Raw genomic sequence first — 2,880 nt, forward strand, 5'->3', positions numbered from 1 at the left:
TGCCCCGGCGCCGGCCCTGGTGCCGCAGGCATCCAGGCCGACACCCACCGGCCCGCACCACCCCAAGGACGGCGCCCCGGCGCCGGCCCTGGTGCCGCAGGCATCCAGGCCGACACCCACCGGCCCGCACCACCCCAAGGACGGCGCCCCGGCGCCGGCCCTGGTGCCGCGCAGCGTGCCGCGCGGCACTCTAGGCCAGGGCCCGGAAAAGCGTGCCCGTCAAGGCAACTCGGCCGCCTCCTGCCGATGCGCAACCACTCACACACCCAAACCCCCATCCCCGAAGCTGTCACCGCCACCCACACACACCCCAACCTCCATTCCTCACCTCCTTCAACGGACGCGGGAAAAGTGGCAGCAGAGGGGATGTCAGCCCTCCGACCAACCTGCATGCAAGCCGTTGAGCAGCGGCGACTGGTAAGCCGACCGCTGGCCAGCGCAACCGCCAGCGCACCATCTGACGCAACATCAGGCGCAATCCTGTACGCAACACGAGGCGCAACAGGTCTTCCCCTCGCAGCCATATCCACTATTGAAATATCGGAGGGGGGCGACCTCCGGGAACCGCAGAAGTCCAACGAGGGGAAGGCATCGAGATCCGGATCTGACGCATCGTCCGCCGAGTGCGTGAGAGGAAGCGGCCGGGGCGGCTTGGGTCTGATCCCGGAGGAGTGACTGCTTCCTCGCGGCGGCCAGAGAAACCTGCGCAGCGCGCTAACCCCCACTCCGGACTCCTGCCATATGTGAGTTGCGAGCCCGGGCTGGCCGGTTCGCCTCCAACAGGATGCACGGTCCTGCCATGACCTCGCGCCGCGAGCCTCGCCTGGCCGACGCCGCCGAGATCGCGGCTGAGCAGGGGCTGACCCCCGCGCGGATCAGCGGCCTCTACAAGGACCGCGCCGAGAACGGCTTTCCCGAAGTCGCGGGCATGCGCGGCCGCGCCCGCCTATGGGACCACGCGGAGGTCACTGAGTGGTTCGCCAACCGTCCGCCGGCGCGGCTACGTGAGCACACCCCGCCCGCCCGGGACCCACAGGACCTGCTGAACGCGGCCGAGGCCTCGAGGTTTCTGGGCTACAAGAACCCCAACCAGGTCACGACCTTTGTCCGCGACCACCCCGGATACTTCCCCGATCCAGACGTTGTGGAAGAGCTGGGAACCGCCGAAAACCGTTATCGGCGGCAGCTATGGCGCGTACAGACTCTGCTGGACTGGATGGCTACCCGGCCAGGCCGCGGCAAGCACGCCGGCGCGAAGCGCTCCGCCCCCGCACTTCCCGACGTCCCCGTCGACGGCGACCCCGACGAGCTCCTGGGGGCCACCGAGGCCGTGGTGCTGCTGGGGTTCAAGAGCCTCAACTCCTTCTCCAGCAGCCTTTCCCAGGGCAACCTGCCCCTGCTGGAAACGTCCGACGCACTCAGCGAAAAGGGCGGCCGCCGGCGGTGGACCCGCCGACGGATCCTCGAGCAGGCAGCCCAGCCTCGAGGCAGAAACCGGCGATGACCGCGCCTACTCATCGCCCCATAGACGCGGCATCGGTTACGGGTCGTTGGTCCCATGCGGGCTGGATGTCGCACGATGGCCGGCATGGCGTGGCTCGCCACCACCCCCGGCTGCTGCGGACCGGCCATCGCTTTCCTGGCGTGGTTAGGTCGGTGGTCGGGGCCATGGATGTCGCATGGCCGCGGCTGTTTCGGCTTCGTGACCATGGTGGGGGCTGAGTGGTCGGGGCTCTGGTCGGGCCCAGCAGGTGTGCTCACCGCAGTCGAAAGTCTCCGTCGGAGACCGCCATCGCCGCGGAAGGAACAACCTCATGAGCAGCGCCGCACGTAGCGCTTCGTCGACGCAACTGGCTCCCGGTTCCCCTGAGCCCTTGGCCCACCAGGTGCTGGCCGGACTTGCGCAGCACCGTATCGCCACCACCAGTCAGTTGCGCCAGATGCTGCGCCCGGATGGAACGCGGCAGCTGATGTCCCGCGTTTTGAACAGGCTGCGCTCCGACGGTTTCGTCGACTGCACGGTCCTGCCGGCCACGAACCGGACCCGTACTCATGCCTGGTACCTCACGCCGGAAGGTGCGCGGCTGACCCGCGACCTGCCCGTCCTGCGGGGGCGACCGCCCTACCCCATCACTTCGACCACCGCAGCGTCGCTGAAGACCCCGCACACACTCACCGTCGTGCGCGCCCACCTTGCTTTCGCAGAAGACGCCCGTCGTCTCGGGCATGAGCATGGCCCCTGGGACTGGACTCCTGAAGTGTCCCATTCGATCGGCGAGGGTGAGCGGGTGGTCGCTGACGCCCTCATGTACTACACGGTCGTCGGAAGCGAATACAGCCGGAAGCTGCGGGCTTTCGTAGAGGTCGACCGCAGCACCATGAGCAGTGAGCGGCTGGCCGCAAAACTGATTGAGTACGCGCGCTTCTTTCAGCACGAGGCCCAGCCCATTGGCCGGCGCAAGCCGCACGGAGGGGGTCCTGCCTGGCTGCGCTGGTACCCCGCCTTCCCGCGGATCCTCTTCGTGCTCACCGGGGCCTCTCGGACCAGGCTGGCGAATCGCACAGCCGATCTGCAGGCGATGGCTGCTCACCACCCGCTCGTCGCGGCCCTTGCTCGCGAAGTCCGCCTCGGAGCAGCCGTGCTGGAAGACCTTGAACAGCACGGTGCCTGCCAGGCCGTATGGGTGCCCCTGGGCGGCGGGGAACCTCGCCCATGGACGGACTTGTAAGTCTTCTGCCGAACTGCAGGACGTGGGGGGGGGGGGGGGGCCGGGGGGGGGGGGGGGGGGGGCGCGGGGGGGGGGGGGGCGGGCGGGGGGGGGGGCCCCGGCGTGGGCCGGGGGGGGGCGGGGGGCGTATCCGCCGGCGGGGGTGGTCGAG

Annotated in this window: 2 protein-coding genes; both read left to right on the forward strand. The window is 69.4% G+C overall.

What is annotated here, in order from left to right:
• The first annotated feature begins 799 nt into the window (after positions 1–799).
• A complete protein-coding gene (locus ACF1GV_RS36930) occupies positions 800–1,504 on the forward strand; it encodes a hypothetical protein (RefSeq protein WP_391690167.1) in 705 nt (234 codons plus the stop codon).
• 310 nt (positions 1,505–1,814) lie between these two features.
• A complete protein-coding gene (locus ACF1GV_RS36935; protein WP_391690170.1) occupies positions 1,815–2,729 on the forward strand; it encodes a replication-relaxation family protein in 915 nt (304 codons plus the stop codon).
• The last annotated feature ends 151 nt before the right edge of the window (positions 2,730–2,880 follow it).

Origin of the sequence: Streptomyces sp. NPDC014006, from assembly GCF_043088925.1 — a bacterium.
Lineage (GTDB): Bacteria > Actinomycetota > Actinomycetes > Streptomycetales > Streptomycetaceae > Streptomyces.